A 15,519-nucleotide genomic window follows, 5' to 3' on the forward strand; every position below is an offset into this window, starting at 1 on the left:
ATCCCCGAACCTGCAGCGCCTTGCCATGGATCAAGCGCCGCCGGCGCGATGGGCTAGAATGGCCGCCTTGCGCAACATGAGCCGAACATGATCCCTGAACTGCCCCACGCCCAGCTCGACTGGGACGACCAAGGACGCCCGCGCTCGCGGGTCTTCGACGATGTGTACTTCTCCAGCGAATCGGGCCTGGATGAAACCCGCCACGTGTTCATCGAACAGAACCGCCTGGGCCAGCGCTTTGCCGCCCTGGCCGATGGCAAACGCTTCGTTATCGGTGAAACCGGCTTCGGCACCGGGCTGAACTTTCTCTGCGCCTGGCAGTTGTTCCAGCAACAGGCCCCGACCGGTGCCCGGCTGCATTTCGTCAGTGTGGAAAAGTACCCCTTGAGCCCTGCCGACCTGCAACGGGCCCTGGCCCTGTGGCCGGAACTGGCGAGCCTCTGTGCACCGCTGCTGCAGCAGTACGTGGCAGTGCATGGCGGCTTCCAGCGCATCGTGCTGGAGGGCGGGCGAGTGACCCTGACCCTGCTGATCGGCGATGCCCTGGAGCAACTGCCGCAACTGGACGCCCAGGTCGATGCCTGGTTTCTCGACGGTTTCGCACCGGCCAAGAACCCCGACATGTGGACCGCCGAGCTCTTCGCCGAACTGGCGCGCCTGGCCGCCCCGGGTTCCACTATCAGTACCTTCACCAGCACCGGCTGGGTGCGCCGGCTGCTGAACAGTGCCGGCTTCAAGATGAAACGTACCCCGGGCATCGGCCACAAATGGGAGGTACTGCGAGGCGAGTTCCTCGGCTGGCCGGAGGATGCGCCGGCGCCGGCCAGGGCCAGGCCCTGGTTCGCCCGCCCCCCGCGGCAAGAGAAGACCGCCCTGGTGATCGGCGGCGGGCTGGCCGGTTGTGCCAGCGCCGCCAGCCTGGCCGCCCGCGGCTGGCAGGTGCAATTGCTGGAGCGTCATGCAGAGCTGGCCCGGGAGGCCTCGGGCAATCCCCAGGGCGTGCTCTACCTCAAGCTCTCGGCCCACGGCACCGCTCTGTCGCAGATGATCCTCAGCGGCTTCGGCTATACCCGGCGCCAACTGGAGCACCTGCAGCGCGGCCAGGACTGGGATGGCTGCGGCGTGCTGCAACTGGCCTTCAACGCCAAGGAAGCCGAGCGCCAGGCCCAACTGGCCGCGGCTTTTCCCGCCGACCTGCTGCACTTGCTGGACCAACCCCAAGCCCAGGCCCGGGCCGGTATCGGCCTTGAGCACGGAGGCCTGTTCTACCCCGAAGGTGGCTGGGTGCATCCGCCGGCCCTGTGCCAATGGCAGGCCAGCCACCCGCGGATCCAGGTCCTGACACACCGGGAAGTCCTGGAACTGCGCCGGGTCGATGAGCAATGGCAAGCCTGGGACGGCGACCGGATGCTGGCCAGCGCCGCGGTGGTGATCCTCGCCGGTGCGGCCGAGATCAAGCGCTTCCCGGCCAGCGCCGACCTCCCCCTCAAGCGCATTCGCGGGCAGATCACCCGCCTGCCCCAGACCGCACAAAGCCAGAGCCTGGCCACGGTGGTCTGCGCCGAAGGCTACGTCGCCCCCGCGCGCCTGGGGGAACACACCCTGGGCGCCAGTTTCGACTTCAAGAGCCAGGACCTGACCCCCACCAGCGCCGAGCATGCCGGCAACCTGGAGATGCTGCGGGAAATCTCCAGCGACCTGCTGCAGCGCCTGGGTGCCGAGCAACTGCCCCTGGACAGCCTGCAAGGCCGCGCGGCCTTTCGCTGCACCAGCCCGGACTACCTGCCCATCGTCGGCCCCCTGGCGGACCCGCTTGCCTTTGCCGAAACCTACGCCGCCCTGGGCAAGGATGCGCGCCAGGTGCCGGACCTGCCCTGCCCCTGGCTCGACGGCCTGTACATCAACAGTGGCCACGGTTCCCGTGGGCTGATCACCGCGCCGCTGTCCGGCGAGCTGCTGGCCGCCTGGCTGGAAAACGAGCCCCTGCCCCTGCCCAGAAGCGTGGCCGAAGCCTGCCATCCGAACCGTTTTGCCCTGCGTCGCCTGATTCGCGGCAAGGCCTGAAGCAGAGCGGCGGCGCTGATTTTCCAGCGCCGCCAATGGCCGCTGGCCAGCACCAAGCGCTACATCCAACCGTCTGCCTCCACTCAACTGCTTATAACCGATCGATCTAAAACTCCCGAGTTACGCACAGGTCAGTTTCCAGGTAGCCGCCCTTTTGACGGCGGCAGATTGACTCTCCCCAACGGAAAAACCGGTAAGGACTTATGTGCGGACTAGCTGGCGAATTACGCTTTGATCATCAACCTGCCGACCTGGCAGCGGTTGAACGAATCACCCACCACCTGGCCCCTCGCGGCCCGGACGCCTGGGGCTTTCACAGCCAGGGCCCGATTGCCCTCGGCCATCGACGGTTGAAAATCATGGACCTTTCGGACGGCTCGGCGCAGCCCATGGTCGACAACCAACTGGGCCTGTCCCTGGCCTTCAATGGCGCGATCTACAACTTCCCCGAACTGCGCGCCGAACTGGAAGCCAAGGGTTATGCCTTCTATTCCGGCGGCGACACTGAGGTGTTGCTCAAGGGTTACCACGCCTGGGGCGCGGACCTGCTGCCCAAGCTCAACGGCATGTTCGCCTTCGCCATCTGGGAGCGCGATGCCCAGCGCCTGTTCATCGCCCGCGACCGCCTCGGGGTCAAGCCGCTGTACCTGTCGCGCACCGGCCAGCGCCTGCGCTTCGCCTCGGCCCTGCCGGCGTTGCTCAAAGGTGGCGACATCAACCCGTTGCTCGACCCCGTGGCGCTCAACCACTACCTGAACTTCCATGCCGTGGTGCCAGCACCGCGAACCCTGCTGGCAGGCATCGAAAAACTGCCGCCGGCCACCTGGATGCGTATCGAGGCCGACGGCCGCACCGAGCAGCAGACCTGGTGGACCCTGCCCTACGGCCCCCGTGCCGACGAAACCAACCTGACGCTGGAAGACTGGCGTGACCGGGTGCTGGACAGCACCCGCGAAGCGGTGGCCATCCGCCAACGGGCAGCAGTGGATGTGGGCGTGCTGCTGTCCGGCGGTGTCGACTCCAGCTTGCTGGTGGGCCTGCTGCGAGAGGTCGGGGTGGACAACCTGTCGACCTTCTCCATCGGCTTCGAGGACGCCGGTGGCGAGCGGGGCGACGAGTTCCAGTACTCCGACCTGATTGCCCGGCACTACGGCACCCGGCATCACCAGTTGCGCATCGATGAACGTGAAATCATCGAACAGTTGCCCGCGGCCTTTCGGGCCATGAGCGAGCCGATGGTCAGCCACGACTGCATCGCTTTCTACCTGCTGTCCCGGGAAGTGGCCAAGCACTGCAAGGTAGTGCAAAGCGGCCAGGGCGCCGACGAACTCTTTGCCGGCTACCACTGGTACCCGCAGGTGGACGGCGCCAGCGACCCCTACGCGGCCTACCGTGCGGCCTTCTTCGACCGCAGCTACGACGACTACGCGGCCACCGTACAACCGCAGTGGCTGACCGCCAACGATGCCGCCGGGGATTTTGTCCGCGAGCATTTCGCCCAGCCCGGCGCCGACGCAGCTGTGGATAAGGCCCTGCGCCTGGACAGCACGGTGATGCTGGTGGATGACCCGGTCAAGCGTGTGGATAACATGACCATGGCCTGGGGCCTGGAGGCGCGCACGCCGTTCCTCGACTACCGCCTGGTGGAGCTTTCGGCCCGGGTGCCGGCGCGCTTCAAGTTACCGGACGGCGGCAAGCAGGTGCTCAAGGAAGCTGCGCGGCTGGTGATCCCCAGCGAGGTGATCGACCGCAAGAAAGGCTACTTCCCGGTGCCGGGCCTCAAGCACTTGCAGGGCGCGACCCTGGACTGGGTACGCGAACTGCTGCTGGACCCGAGCCAGGATCGCGGCCTGTTCAAGCCGGCCATGCTCGACCGCCTGCTGACCGATCCCCAGGGCCAGTTGACGCCCTTGCGCGGCTCCAAGCTGTGGCAACTGGCGGCATTGAACCTGTGGCTCAGCGAACAAGGAATCTGACCGATGAAAGCTCACGCCACGGCTTACAGCCAACGCCTGCTGCGCGGCCAGGCGCCGTCCTATGAACGCCTGCAGGCGCGCTTCGCCGAAGACGGCAGCGAACCCGGGTGCGAACCGATCGCGGTACATTGCGGTTGGGGCCGCCTGCTGATCGGCCATACCTTTCCCGACCCCACCAGCCTGGCCGGGGAGTTGCTCAACGAGCGACCTGGCGAGCGCGATATCGCTCTGTATGTGGCGGCGCCACAACAAGTGCTGGGGCTGGAACCGGCGCAACTGTTCCTCGACCCTTCCGATACCCTGCGCCTGTGGTTCAGCGATTACCGCCAGGCCACTCGGGTATTTCGCGGTTTCCGCATCCGTCGTGCCCAGAGCGAAGCCGACTGGCAAGCCATCAACCATCTGTACCAGGCCCGCGGCATGCTGCCCATCGACCCGCAACTGCTGACCCCGCGCCATCAGGGCGGGCCGGTGTACTGGCTGGCCGAGGACGAAGACAGCGGCGCGGTGATCGGCAGCGTCATGGGCCTCAATCACCACAAGGCCTACCAGGACCCGGAACACGGCAGCAGCCTCTGGTGCCTGGCAGTGGACCCCGACTGCAGTCGCCCGGGCGTCGGCGAAGTGCTGGTGCGCCACCTGATCGAACACTTCATGAGCCGCGGCCTGAGCTACCTCGACCTGTCGGTGCTGCACGACAACCGCCAGGCCAAGAACCTCTACGCCAAACTCGGGTTTCGCACCCTGTCGACCTTCGCCATCAAGCGCAAGAACGGTATCAACCAGCCGCTGTTCCTCGGCCCCGGGCCCCAGGCGGAGTTCAACCCCTATGCGCGGATCATCGTCGAGGAAGCACATCGCCGGGGCATCGATGTTCAGGTGGATGACGCCGACGCCGGGCTGTTCACCCTCAGCCACGGCGGGCGCCGGGTACGCTGCCGGGAATCACTGAGCGATCTCACCAGCGCCATCAGCATGAGCCTGTGCCAGGACAAGAGCCTGACCCACAAGGTGCTCAAGGGTGCTGGCTTGAACCTGCCGGCGCAGCAACTGGCGGGCAACGCCGATGACAACCTGGGCTTTCTCGACGAGCACCAGCGGGTGGTGGTCAAGCCCCTGGATGGCGAGCAGGGACAAGGCGTGGCGGTGGACCTGCGGACCATCGAAGAGGTGCAAAAGGCCATCGACCACGCCCGCCGCTTTGACAGCCGGGTATTGCTGGAAAGCTTCCACGAAGGCCTGGACCTGCGCATCCTGGTGATCGGCTTTGAAGTGGTGGCAGCGGCTATCCGCCGTCCCGCGGAAATCATCGGTGATGGTCAGCACTCCATCGGCGCGCTGATCGAAGCCCGCAGCCGTCGCCGCCAGGCGGCCACCGGCGGCGAGAGCAAAATCCCCCTGGACCAGGAGACCCAGCGCACCCTGCACGCCGCCGGCTACGACTACAACAGCGTACTGGCCGCCGGGGAGCGGCTGTTTGTACGGCGCACCGCCAACCTGCACACCGGCGGCACTCTGGAAGACGTCACCGGCATCCTTCATCCGACCCTGGCCGACGCCGCCATCCGCGCAGCCCGTGCCCTGGACATTCCCGTGGTGGGCCTGGACCTGATGGTGCCGGCGGCGGATCAGCCCGAGTACGTGTTCATCGAAGCCAACGAACGCGCCGGGTTGGCCAATCACGAACCGCAACCCACCGCCGAACGTTTTGTCGACCTGCTGTTTCCCCACAGCCAACCGGCGCCGTGATCCTTCGCCGGCAAGCCGGCTCCTACCCTCACTGGTAGGAGCTGGCTTGGCAGCGAAGGCGCCCCCTGGCCCTCCATCCATGCCCTCATCGAAACCATCGATGGCCGTTTCTCATCAGGAGTTTCCATGACCCGCAAGATTCCCGAACCCGACCTCGCCTACCTGCAGAAAGTCCTCCTGGAAATGCTCGCCATTCCCAGCCCCACCGGCTTTACCGACACCATCGTGCGCTATGTCGCCGAACGCCTTGAAGAACTGGGCATCCCCTTCGAGCTGACCCGTCGCGGCACCATTCGCGCCACCCTCAAGGGCCAGAAGAACAGCCCGGACCGGGCCGTCTCGGCGCACCTGGACACCATTGGCGCCAGCGTGCGCGCGGTGAAGGACAACGGCCGCCTGACCCTGGCCCCGGTGGGCTGCTGGTCCAGCCGCTTTGCCGAGGGCAGCCGGGTCAGCCTGTTCACCGACAACGGCGTATTGCGCGGCAGCGTCCTGCCGCTGATGGCCTCCGGGCACGCCTTCAACACCGCGGTGGACGAACTGCCCATCAGTTGGGACCACATCGAGCTGCGCCTGGATGCCTACTGCACCACCCGCGCCGACTGCGAATCCCTGGGGATAGGCGTGGGTGACTTTGTTGCCTTCGACCCCTTGCCCGAGTTCACCGAAAGCGGCCATATCAGCGCCCGGCACCTGGACGACAAGGCCGGTGTCGCCGCGCTGCTGGCCGCGCTCAAGGCCATAGTCGACAGCGGCGAGCCGCTGATGATCGACTGCCATCCGCTATTCACCATCACCGAAGAAACCGGCAGTGGTGCAGCAGCGGCCCTGCCCTGGGACGTCAGCGAGTTCGTCGGCATCGACATTGCCCCGGTCGCCCCGGGCCAGCACTCCAGCGAGCATGCGGTGAGCGTGGCCATGCAGGACTCCGGCGGCCCCTACGACTATCACTTGTCCCGCCACCTGCTGCGCCTGGCCGGCGAACACGAGTTGCCGGTACGTCGCGACCTGTTCCGCTACTACTTCAGCGACGCCCATTCGGCGGTCACCGCCGGCCACGACATCCGCACTGCGCTGCTGGCCTTCGGTTGCGACGCCACCCACGGCTATGAGCGCACCCATATCGACAGCCTGGCGGCACTCAGCCGCCTGCTGGGGGCCTACATCCTCAGCCCGCCGGTATTTGCCAGCGACGCGCAACCGGCCCAGGGCTCACTGGACCGCTTCAGCCATCAACTGGAGCACGATGCACAAATGGAAAGCGATACCCGGGTGCCCTCGGTGGACAGCCTGGTGGGGCAGAAATCCTGAACCCGCCCCGGCGTTTGTGCACGCCCTGGCTGGCGGCACGGCCCCGGGCGCAGTAGGATCCCGGATTGTTTGCCGGAGGCCCCCATGCTGATTCCCCACGACCAACTTGAAGTCGACACCCTGACCCGCCTGATCGAGGACTTCGTAACCCGCGAGGGCACCGACAACGGTGATGAAACGCCCCTGGAGACCCGTGTGCTGCGGGTGCGCCAGGCCTTGACCAAGGGCCAGGCGGTAATCGTCTTCGATCCGGACAGCGAACAGTGCCAACTGATGCTCAAGCACGATGTGCCCAAGGAGCTGTTCGACTGACCCTACCCCCGGCCCAGCTTCTCTGGGCCGGGTTATTCAGCCATTGGAAAAGCGCGGGCCGAACAGAATCACACTGGCCCCGATCACGCACAGCGCCAGCCCCAGCCAATCCGAACCCAGGGGCCGTACCCGCTCCACCACTGCCAGCCAGCCAATCGAAGCGACGATATAGATGCCTCCGTAGGCGGCATAGGCGCGCCCGGCGTAGGTGGCCTCGACCTTGGTCAGCAACAGGGCGAACAGGGTCAGGCTGACCAGCGCGGGAATCACCCACAAGGCACTCTTGCCCTGACGCAGCCACATCCAGAACGCATAGCAGCCGGCGATTTCAAACAGCGCGGCGAGGAAGAACCACAGGTAATTGAGCATGCAGGAACTCGTCAGGATTGTCGGATGCCGGCAACCCTAACGACGCCCAGGGGGATTGGGCAAGCTCAACTGGCGCTTTGCTTGGCCTTGGCGCGCATCTTGTCGGCCATCAGGGTCATTTCGTCGTACAGCGCCTGGGGATTTTTCTGCTTCAGGGCCCAGGCCATACGGCCCTGCTCATGGGGCAGGATCATGAACTGGCCGGCATCGACCTGGGCATGGATGTAGTCGGCGATCTCGGCGGCGGTGATCGGCGAGTTTTCCAGCAACTTGCCCACCTGGGCCTTCATGGCCGGGGTCGGCCCCCGGAAGGAGTCCAGCAGGTTGGTCTGGAAGAACGACGGGCAGACCACATGCACGCCGATTTCCTGCTGCGCGAGCTCGATCAACAGGCTCTCGGAAAGCGCCACCACTCCGGCCTTGGCCACGTTGTAGTTGCTCATGGCCGGGCCCTGCATCAAGGCCGCCATGGAAGCGATATTGATGATCTTGCCCTTGCTCTGCTCCAGCAGCGGCAGGAAGGCCTTGCAGCCCTTGACCACCCCCATCAGGTTGATCGCGATCTGCCAGTCCCAATCTTCCAGCGACAGTTCGCTGAAGAACCCGCCAGAGGCCACGCCGGCGTTGTTGACGATGATGTCGATGCCGCCGAACTTCACCTCGCAGGCCTGAGCGAAGGCGGTCAACTGGCTGTAGTCACGCACATCGCAACGCTGCACAAAACCGTCACCACCGGCTGCACGCACCAGTTTCAGGGTTTCCTGCAGGCCCGCCTCGCTGACATCGGACAAGGCCAGCCGCCAGCCCTCGCGGGCCCAGCGCAAAGCGATTTCGCGACCCAGGCCGGAGCCGGCGCCAGTGATCATCATGCGATTTTGCATAAGAGTTGCCTTGTTGTTCCGGGGAAGATGAGCCGCAGTGTAGCGAAGGCCCCTGCGCCACCCACGCACCATCAGGGTGCTGAATGCCCCGGGCAAACCGCCGGCCCGGTGCCCCCGACCTGTCATCCGCCCCCCCTGCTCCGGGCAGGCGCAAAGGAAATAAGACCGAAAGCGGAAAGCTTTAAAAATACTTGGAATTTTCTGGAAGGGCGCAGAGTCGGATTTATTAAGCGGTTCGCTTTATCCCTAAAACGAACTTGTCCTTGAATAACTGCGTTGTTCAACTCTATTCCAATAAGGAAACAGCCATGGGCACCATTCTGATCGTTATTCTGATTCTGCTGCTGATTGGCGGCCTGCCAGTATTCCCGCACTCCAGAAGCTGGGGTTATGGGCCTTCAGGAATCATTGGCGTCGTGCTGGTGGTGCTGTTGGTACTCTTGCTGCTGGGCAGGATATAACGCCCTTATTGCTCGCCCCAGAGCATGTTTGAACGTAAAAAGGCGCCGGTCTTCACCGGCGCCTTTTTATTAGCCCGAATAAAAAACACCCCACTTGTGGGGTGTTTTATTCACGCGGGCAACTTGCGCCAACCCCGCATGACAGGGCCGGCGCTACAGCGTTTAGTCCGGTTTCCCGTTGACCACGCCTGCGGTGTTGTCGAGCAAGCTCTTGGTCGCCGTCTGCAGGAAGGATTCCAGCTTCTGCTTGAGCTGCGCCTCATCGGCAGAATCCGGGATCAGTTCGCCTCCCGGTGCCGAACCCAGTTCGTACTTGTACAGCCGTGGCGGCATTTCCTTGGGCAGTACCAGCACCCGGTCCGCCGTCAGCAGCGCTACGGTCTGGTCACTGCCCGAAGGCTTGATCACGCCGAAGCCCTTGTCGCCTTCCGGCAGGTTGAGCAGGTCGCGCCCCCAGCACTGGTGCAGTACGTCGCCACCCAGGCGACCCATGATGGTGGGCACGATGTCGATCTGGGTGCCCACGGTGTGGTCACGCTGGCCGAACTTTTCCTGGATGCCCGGAGCGATCATCAGCATGGGCACGTTGAAGCGCCCCAGGTCCATTTCGGTGATCTGCTGCTCGTTGCCGAAGCCATGGTCGCCCACCACCACGAACAGGGTTTCCTTGAAGTAAGGCTCCTTGCGCGCTTTCTCGAAGAACTGGCCCAGGGCCCAGTCGGAGTAGCGCATGGCCGTCAGGTGTTCGTTGAGGCTGCCGCGGTCGGTCACCTTGTCCACCGGCAAAGGCGTGGGCAGGGCATACGGCGTGTGGTTGGACAGGGTCTGCAGCAGGGCATAGAACGGCCCCTTGCCTTCCCGGGCCTTCAACTCTTCCAGGCCGCGGTTGAACATGTCCTGGTCGGACACGCCCCAGGTCGGGTCGGAGAACACCGGATTGACGAAGTCGTTACGGCCGATGAAGTTGGTCATGCCCTGGTTGCTGAAGAACCCCGACTGGTTGTCCCAGGCGAAATCGCCGTTGTAGACATACACGTCATCGTAGTTGCGAGCACTGAGCAGTTGCGGCAGGCCGGACAGCTTGTGGCTGCCTTCCGGGGTCTGCATCAGGTATTCGAAGCCAGGCAGGTTGGGGAAGCACGCCATGGTGGCGAACATGCCCTGATGGGTGTGGGTGCCGTTGGAGAAGAAGCGGTCGAACAGCAGACCTTCCTTGGACAGTTTGTCGAAGTACGGAGTGATCTCCCCCGGACGTCCCAGGGCGCCCACCGAATGCCCGGCGAAGCTTTCCATCAGGATCACCACGACGTTCTTGATCGGCAGGGTCTTTTCCCCATCCGGCGTGTAGGTGCGGCGTACAGCGGCGATGTCGGCATCCACCAGCTTGTCACTCGGCACCAGCAGCATGTCGCGCACGGTCTGCTGCGCCAGAGGCTGAGGCAAGGTGGCCTTCCAGATATTGGTGCGGTCCTCGGACAGACGATCCTTGGCCGCCGCCATCAGTTGCAGCGTGCCATTGAGGCCCAACTGGTTGGCGAAGTTGGATTCGGTGGTGTAGACGTCACCCCAACGCATCGGCGGGCCCTGGCGCAGAGTGCCACGGGCTGCAACCACGCAGATCAGCAGACACACCACGAACACCGCAATGCGCGCATACCAGGGGGCAATCTGCCGGGTGCCGACATTGCCGCCGCTGAACGGGCCGCGGGGTCGGGTGGCGCGGTCGGCCCCCTTGAATGCCAGGCTCAGGATCCAGGTGCCCACGGCCCAGGCCAGCAGGTAGCGGACCACCGGGAAGCCGTACCAGAGCATGCTCATCACGGTTTTCGGATCTTCCTTCACATACTGGAAGACCAGGCCGTTGAGGCGCTGGTGGAACTCTCGGTAGAAGTCCATCTCCATCAGGCCGAGGAACAGCGCGATGCTGGAGGTGACTGTCAGCCAGAAGCGCAACACCCCGCGAGCCGCCATGGCCCGGGCGCTGAACAGCGCCAGCAGCAGCGGTACGCTGAGGTAGACCACCAGCCGCAGGTCAAAACGCAGCCCGTTGGCAAACGCTTCGAGGAAGGTCGAGGCCGGAGTGTCGAGAATCATCTCGCGGTTGTAGATCAGCAGCGCGACGCGCAACAGGGAAAGCATCACCATCATGACCAGGGCGCACAACAGCGTGTAGGCCAGATGGGATTTAACGGTCGGTTGCAGCAGGCGATTCGAGGATCGCTGCTGACTCAGGGCATCCGAGTTTGCCATGTGGTTTTAGGACCCATTGGAAGTTTAAGTTGCAAAGATAAAGCTGCGTTCTGCCCTCTTGTTGCCGCCAGGGCGACGGGGGAATTCGCGGTGCGCAAATGTTGCACGATCACTCAAGGCATTGCCATTGATTAGTGGGCAGCACCGAAAAACCCACTGCCAACGGCTCTGGGACAAGAGATTACAGAGAGTTATACCGGGGAAAAAGCGCCGGCGAATTGTCTTAGAGCGTTTGTGAAAATTTCGTTCAACGCATGTTTAGTCACACAAAAAAGGGCCTGACGGCCCTTTTCCCTGTGCAACCTGCGTCTCCCGCTTCAGAGCCGCACATTGCCTCGCGGCCCGGCGATCGCCCAGATGATCAGCCCCAGCACCGGCAGGAGAATGATCAAGAGCACCCAGAGGACCTTCATCCCGGTTTCGGCGCCGCTTTTGAGTACGTTGATGATGGCCCAGATATCCAGGGCCAGAATGATCAGGCCAACCAGGCCATTGAAGGTGGAACCCATGGTGTCGCTCCCTAAATGATGGCGTGCCTCTTTAGGATAGCCGTGCTGGATCAGGGTTCCGTTTTATTCCACAGCCGCTCGGGCTTCAGACATGAACGGCGACCTTCAAGGCCTCCAGGGCCGGCGCTGCGGCGATCCCGACCTCAGCGCACAGCTCCAGCACCCGCGGCACGTCGTTGCCGTAGACCAGTACCATCTGCAACTCGTCATCCAGCAACTGGCTGAAGTTCATCAACACATAGCCACCGTTTTCCGGGTTCATGCTGCCCATCTGGATCTGGATGCGGTTCAAGGCCGTCAGGGCTTCGATCTTGGCCAACTGCTTGGGCTTGATGTTGAAAGCCACGTCCTTGCCGAACGAGGCGACGATCTGGGCGAACAGGTCGACATAGGTATCGGCCTGAAACAACACGGTTTCCGGCAGGCTGCCGACCACCACCCATTCCCCCAGGGGAATGGGGAAGCTGTCGTCGTAGTTGATATCCGGGTTGGCTGCCAGGAATCCCTGAGGGTCGGCGTAGGCCTGGCTCGCCTCCTCGGCGATCTGCTGGATCTCGGCATCGCCCATGCACCCGGAGCTGATCTTGCTAATGAGTTCGATAAGGGCGGTTTTCATGGGCACATCCTGGAAGCGAGGAAATCAAGGGGCGCGAAGGATAGCCTAAAGTGCCCGAGCTATCACGCCAGGCAGTACCTGACGCCCGCGCGCCCCGATCATCGCCGGCTCAGGCCAGGAGTTTTTCGAGCTGCGCCGTGGTATCCATGGCGCCCATGGTCTTGGCCGCTTCCAGGGCACTCACGCCATTGCTGTCGCGGGCCTTGGGGTCGGCGCCCTGGCTGATCAGGTAGGTGACGATTTCCGTGCGGTTGAACATCGCCGCCATCATCAGCGCGGTACGTCCGTCGAAGGACGAGCCTTCCACCTGGGCGCCCCCCTCCACCAGCGCCTTGACCACCGCCAGGTCGCCCTTGAAGGCAGCCCCGGCAATCGGGCTCTGGCCATTGTCGTTGCGGATCTCGGGGTCGGCCTGGTGCTTGAGCAGCACCTGCACCGCGTCCACATGGCCGTGATAGGCGGCGAGCATCAGCAGCGTGTCGCCCTTGTGATTGCGCAGGTTGACCGGCAGGCCACTGGCAGCCAGTTTGTCGAGCATCTGTGCGTCGCCCTGGCGGGCCACGTTGAACACCTGTTCGACAAACTGGGCGGCCTCTTCTTCAGTCATCTGGCGGCTTTTGTCGGTCATCGGAAACTCCAGGTTCGGCAATTCGGAAAGGCGCTAGTTTCCCCAAGCCGGCGCCAGCCTGTCATCCCTTTTTTCCCGAGAGCCACCATAGGCAGAATCAATAACGCAGGCGCCCGCCCTGAATGTCCGCGAGAATCTGCGGGGTCAGCCGCACGTAGGTATCCGAGCCCGGCAACCAGGCATACACCGGCTCGTCACCGATTTGCTGCAGATCGAATGCCTGCTCCTTGAGGCGACTCTTCTGGTACTTGAAGGTGCCTGTGGTGTCCATCTTCACTTTGATCCGCAGGAACAGCGGCACTGCGTAGGCCGGCAACTGCTGCCGGGCGAACTGCAGCAACTCGCTGAAATCCAGGGTCGCCAGGGATTCTGCCGGAGTGATCGCCACCATCCCGGCCCGACCGTTGGTGTTGTGGATCTCGACCCCATAGGCCACCACCTCGGCAACCTGCGGGTGCCCCAGGAGGACGTTCTCCACCTCGGTGGTGGAAACGTTCTCGCCCTTCCAGCGATAGGTATCTCCCAGCCGGTCGACGAACTGCACATGGCCAAAGCCGATATCGCGCAGCAGATCGCCGGTGTTGAAGTAGCAGTCGCCCTTCTCGAATACGTCCTTGAGAATCACCTTGAGGTTCTTTTCCGGGTCGGTGTAGCCATCCAGGGGCGCCTTGTCGTCGATCTTCGCCAGCAGCAGCCCCTGGCCGCCCTTGGCCACCTTCTGCATGAAGCCCTGGCTGTTGCGCAGTGGCGCACCGGTGTCGTGGGCGTATTCCACCAGCGCCCAGGGGATCAGGGAAAAGCCCACGGTATTGTCGAAGTTGAGGATGTTGCTGAAACCGATATTGCCGTCGCTGGCGGCATACAACTCACAGATATGACCGACGCCGAAACGTTGCTTGAACTCGCTCCAGACGCCCGGGCGCAGCCCGTTGCCGATCATCTTCGAGACCCCGTGCTCGGTATCCCGTGCGCAAGCCGGCTGGTCGATCAGGTAGCGGCACAACTCCCCGACATAACCCACGGTCGTGGCCTTGTAGCGGCGCACGTCATCCCAGAACTGGCTGGCGCTGAATTTGCGGCGGATGGCAAAGCCCGAGGCGCCGGTAATCGCCGAACCCCAGCACACGCACAGACCGGTGGCGTGGTACAGCGGCAAGGTGCAATACACCACGTCGCCGGGCTGCATATCCAGGGCGATGGTGCCGAAGCCGGCAGAGGTGCGCATCCAGCGCCCATGCTTGAAGATCCCGGCCTTGGGGAGCCCCGTGGTGCCGGAGGTATAGATGTAGAAGCAGGGGTCGTTGAGGAAGATGCGCTGGGTCTGCGCCAGGTTGTCCGATGGGTAACCGGCGCTCTCGGCCATCAGGTTGCGCATTCCCTCGGGGGTCGGCCCGGGGTCGGCAAAGGTGTCCTGATCGGCCACGAACCAGGTGCGCTGCGGATCGATGCCCACCTGCTCGCGTACCGCCGAGTAAGCGGCCTGCAGCTCGCCGCCGAGGATGATCGCCGCCGGTTTCACCAACGCCAGGCTGTGCGCCAGCACGCCCTGGGTCTGCGCGGTGTTGAGCATCGCGCAAATGCCTCCGAGCTTGGCCACCGCCAGCACCGTGACCAGCAATTCCGGGCGGTTCTCGATGAAGATCGCCAGCACATCACCCTTGCCGATGCCCTGCTCCTGCAGGTAGGCAGCAATGCGGTTGGCCCATTGATTGACCTGTGCATAACTGAGCACCCGATCACCGTACAGCAAGGCCGGCCCCTCGGGGTTGCGCAGGGTCGCCTGCTCAAAGCTCCAGCCCAGGCCGCAGGGCTGGTCCGGGTTGTCGATATTGCCCGCCTTCATGCCCCGCACCACCCGCGGCAGTGCCCTGGCAATGGAGGGCACCTTACGCAGCATCATGCCCCAGGTGATCATGTCGCTCTTGTGCTTGTTCATGTTTGCTCCGGTTGCACAGCAAGGATCTGGGCCCGGGCCTGGCCGGCCGGGCGTTGGCAACAGCGGCGCAAGGCTCAACCGGGGGTAGCGATCCAGGGTGCGGCGAGCGGCACGCGGGAGCTGTGGATATCTCTCGCCAAGGGATGAAGGCAGGACAAGCGCAGGGCTGCAAAGAGCACCGGCGATGAGGCGCAGGAAAGGTTCATGGAGAGCGTCCTATGTTCTTATTATTGGTCGGGCGGGATCGCAAGATCGCGCCACAACACATTCCATGTCGCAGAAACGCCGTTCAAGCCGCTTTCGCGGGGCCGTCGAGGCCAGGTTGAACCAACGTGACTGGCTGGAAAATACGTCAGCTCTCGCGACGCTGTACACGGGGTTTTTGCAAACTTTTGTATCTACCCTCGGTCTCCCCACGCAGCGTACTTGTCCCCGCTTCAACGATTGAATTTTCCAC

At 63.7% G+C, this 15,519-nt stretch carries 13 protein-coding genes; 6 read left to right on the forward strand and 7 right to left on the reverse strand.

The annotated features are described in order from the left end of the window. Nucleotides 1–87 precede the first annotated feature (87 nt). The 5 genes from mnmC (at nucleotide 88) to KI242_RS22660 (ending at nucleotide 7,412) form a co-directional block, all read left to right on the forward strand. Nucleotides 88–2,064: a bifunctional tRNA (5-methylaminomethyl-2-thiouridine)(34)-methyltransferase MnmD/FAD-dependent 5-carboxymethylaminomethyl-2-thiouridine(34) oxidoreductase MnmC gene (gene mnmC / locus KI242_RS22640; protein WP_212805587.1), complete on the forward strand. Its 1,977-nt coding sequence runs from the start codon at nucleotides 88–90 to the stop codon at nucleotides 2,062–2,064. Between the two features lie 203 nt (nucleotides 2,065–2,267). Beyond that, on the forward strand, nucleotides 2,268–4,040 hold the full coding sequence (locus KI242_RS22645) for an N-acetylglutaminylglutamine amidotransferase (RefSeq protein ID WP_011062603.1): 1,773 nt from the start codon (nucleotides 2,268–2,270) through the stop codon (nucleotides 4,038–4,040). A gap of 3 nt (nucleotides 4,041–4,043) precedes the next feature. Next, complete coding sequence (gene ngg / locus KI242_RS22650) at nucleotides 4,044–5,789, forward strand: N-acetylglutaminylglutamine synthetase (RefSeq protein WP_065365447.1); 1,746 nt, start codon at nucleotides 4,044–4,046, stop codon at nucleotides 5,787–5,789. Between the two features lie 126 nt (nucleotides 5,790–5,915). Beyond that, the gene (locus tag KI242_RS22655; protein ID WP_015636583.1) at nucleotides 5,916–7,100 is read left to right on the forward strand and encodes an osmoprotectant NAGGN system M42 family peptidase; all 1,185 of its coding nucleotides are present in this window, start codon (nucleotides 5,916–5,918) and stop codon (nucleotides 7,098–7,100) included. A gap of 84 nt (nucleotides 7,101–7,184) precedes the next feature. Then, nucleotides 7,185–7,412 carry a YheU family protein gene (locus KI242_RS22660; RefSeq protein WP_011062606.1) on the forward strand — a complete coding sequence of 76 codons (228 nt, stop codon included), beginning with the start codon at nucleotides 7,185–7,187 and terminating at the stop codon, nucleotides 7,410–7,412. A 36-nt stretch (nucleotides 7,413–7,448) separates the two neighbouring features. On the opposite strand, the gene KI242_RS22665 is transcribed toward KI242_RS22660, so the two are convergent. Then, complete coding sequence (locus KI242_RS22665; RefSeq protein WP_011062607.1) at nucleotides 7,449–7,781, reverse strand: YnfA family protein; 333 nt, start codon at nucleotides 7,779–7,781, stop codon at nucleotides 7,449–7,451. Between the two features lie 65 nt (nucleotides 7,782–7,846). After that, a complete protein-coding gene (locus KI242_RS22670; protein WP_011062608.1) occupies nucleotides 7,847–8,662 on the reverse strand; it encodes an SDR family oxidoreductase in 816 nt (271 codons plus the stop codon). Between the two features lie 308 nt (nucleotides 8,663–8,970). Between KI242_RS22670 and KI242_RS22675 the strand changes: the two genes are divergently transcribed. Next, nucleotides 8,971–9,123, forward strand: a complete 153-nt coding sequence (locus KI242_RS22675; protein WP_007945780.1) for a DUF3309 family protein — start codon at nucleotides 8,971–8,973, stop codon at nucleotides 9,121–9,123. A 162-nt stretch (nucleotides 9,124–9,285) separates the two neighbouring features. Here KI242_RS22675 and KI242_RS22680 read toward each other — a convergent pair whose 3' ends face one another. The 5 genes from KI242_RS22680 to KI242_RS22700 all read right to left on the reverse strand — a co-directional run bounded on the left by KI242_RS22680 (nucleotide 9,286) and on the right by KI242_RS22700 (nucleotide 15,062). Further along, nucleotides 9,286–11,373 carry an LTA synthase family protein gene (locus KI242_RS22680; protein WP_011062610.1) on the reverse strand — a complete coding sequence of 696 codons (2,088 nt, stop codon included), beginning with the start codon at nucleotides 11,371–11,373 and terminating at the stop codon, nucleotides 9,286–9,288. 317 nt (nucleotides 11,374–11,690) lie between these two features. Then, on the reverse strand, nucleotides 11,691–11,882 hold the full coding sequence (locus tag KI242_RS22685) for a PLDc N-terminal domain-containing protein (protein WP_015636585.1): 192 nt from the start codon (nucleotides 11,880–11,882) through the stop codon (nucleotides 11,691–11,693). Nucleotides 11,883–11,967: 85 nt separating this feature from the next. Then, a complete protein-coding gene (locus KI242_RS22690; RefSeq protein ID WP_011062612.1) occupies nucleotides 11,968–12,498 on the reverse strand; it encodes a hypothetical protein in 531 nt (176 codons plus the stop codon). A 109-nt stretch (nucleotides 12,499–12,607) separates the two neighbouring features. Further along, nucleotides 12,608–13,126, reverse strand: a complete 519-nt coding sequence (locus tag KI242_RS22695) for an ankyrin repeat domain-containing protein (protein WP_011062613.1) — start codon at nucleotides 13,124–13,126, stop codon at nucleotides 12,608–12,610. Between the two features lie 97 nt (nucleotides 13,127–13,223). Continuing rightward, nucleotides 13,224–15,062, reverse strand: coding sequence for a long-chain-acyl-CoA synthetase (locus KI242_RS22700; protein ID WP_015636587.1), 1,839 nt, complete (start codon nucleotides 15,060–15,062; stop codon nucleotides 13,224–13,226). Nucleotides 15,063–15,519 lie beyond the last annotated feature (457 nt).

It is taken from the genome of Pseudomonas sp. Eqa60, from assembly GCF_018326405.1.
GTDB classification, from domain to species: Bacteria; Pseudomonadota; Gammaproteobacteria; order Pseudomonadales; family Pseudomonadaceae; genus Aquipseudomonas; species Aquipseudomonas protegens.